At 41.1% G+C, this 1,796-nt stretch carries 1 protein-coding gene; it reads right to left on the bottom strand.

Features of this window, described 5'->3' with window-relative positions; all coding sequences use genetic code 11:
• Positions 1-270: 270 nt before the first annotated feature.
• On the bottom strand, positions 271-1,563 hold the full coding sequence (locus tag AC3WR0_RS25315; RefSeq protein ID WP_492554840.1) for an adenylosuccinate synthase: 1,293 nt from the start codon (positions 1,561-1,563) through the stop codon (positions 271-273).
• Positions 1,564-1,796 lie beyond the last annotated feature (233 nt).

Raw genomic sequence — 1,796 nt, 5'->3', positions numbered from 1 at the left:
AAAACCTATAAATATTGGATAGCTGAGGGTATTTTGTTTATTTTAAATAGCCTTACACAGACTTCTTGACAGTACCAATTCACGCATAGAATGCACGAGTCCGCCCCAAGAATGCACGATTCATAAAAGAAATGCTCACCAAGGGAAGTAAATGCCCGACCGCAACGCCTGATGCCTAACTTCAAACTTGTATGCCCATCATCATCCTCTGGAAGTCAGAAAAAAGGCCGGGTCACTATGACCCGACCGGGAACAAAATCCCAAAGTTATTTAGTTCTGTCTCCAAGGACTGCGCACAACATTTGTCTGGTTACGATCCGGTCCAACTGAGAAAGTGGAAAGAGGGATTCCAGTCAGCTGTGATACACGCTCAATATAATGGCGAGCATTTACAGGAAGTTCATCAAGTGTTTTAACACCTGTAATATCTTCTGTCCATCCTGGCAGCTCTTCATAAACTGGCTCACATTCAGAGATAACGTTCAGGCTGGCAGGGAACTCATTAATAATTTCTCCCTTATACCGATATGCGATACAAATCTTTAATGTTTCAATGCCTGACAAAACATCAATTGAGTTTAAAGATAAATCGGTAATACCGCTGACACGGCGAGCATGGCGGACAACCACACTGTCAAACCAGCCAACACGGCGCGGACGGCCTGTTGTAGTGCCATACTCACGGCCAACTTCGCGGATCTGGTTGCCAATTTCATTATTTAACTCAGTAGGGAACGGTCCGTCTCCTACACGAGATGTATAGGCCTTACAAACGCCCACAACATGAGTGATTTTGGTAGGGCCAACTCCTGATCCAATGGTTACGCCCCCTGCTACAGGGTTGGAAGAAGTAACAAACGGGTATGTTCCCTGGTCAATATCGAGCATAACGCCCTGAGCACCCTCAAATAATACACGACGGCCTTCGTCCAGAGCATCATTTAAAACAACAGAAGTATCGCAAACATACTTTTTAATCTGCTGGCCATATTCGTAGTACTCATCAAGAATTTCTTCAATGGTGAATCCTTGTGTTTCATAAATTTTCTCAAATAAACGGTTCTTTTCCTGAAGGTTGCGGGCAAGCTTTTCTTCAAAAGATTGACGGTCTAACAAATCCGCGATTCTGATGCCTACCCGTGCTGCTTTATCCATGTAGGCAGGCCCGATTCCTTTTTTCGTAGTTCCGATTTTATTGGCGCCTTTACTTTCCTCTTCCACTTCATCCAATTTTAAATGATAAGGAAGGATTACATGTGCACGATTGCTGATACGAAGATTATCTGCTGTAACGCCCTTTTCTAGCAAATAAGCCAATTCCTTCACAAGAGCCTTTGGATCGACTACCATGCCATTACCAATAACGCTGATTTTATCTTTATAAAAGATACCTGAAGGAATTAAATGCAATTTATAAGTTTCGCCGCCAAAACGAATCGTATGGCCTGCATTATTTCCACCCTGGTAACGGGCAATTACTTCTGCATTTTCAGAAAGGAAGTCAGTTATTTTTCCTTTTCCTTCATCGCCCCATTGTGTTCCAACTACTACTACTGAAGACATTAAAAGCACCTCCGGGTTTTTAACCTTATTATTAGTAAATACGCAAAAACATAAATTCCTTCATTAGTTTACCAATTCACAGTAACTAAAGTCAATAAAATACGAACATTGATAGTAATCTTTAAATATATGTTCGTAAAATATTAAATTTTTAATATATGACGGTTTGTCAATCTAAGTGCGACACTTCCTCATAAAACGCTTCGTGTGCAGTTTTCCAATTTAAACATTTC

Source organism: Neobacillus sp. FW104-15D2, from assembly GCF_058790155.1.
This window is presented reverse-complemented; position numbering and strand designations above follow the sequence as displayed.

Excerpts from the sequence above, each read along its gene's own strand:
- AC3WR0_RS25315 (WP_492554840.1), bottom strand. The coding sequence starts at position 1,563 with ATGTCTTCAGTAGTAGTAGTTGGAACACAATGGGGCGATGAAGGAAAA.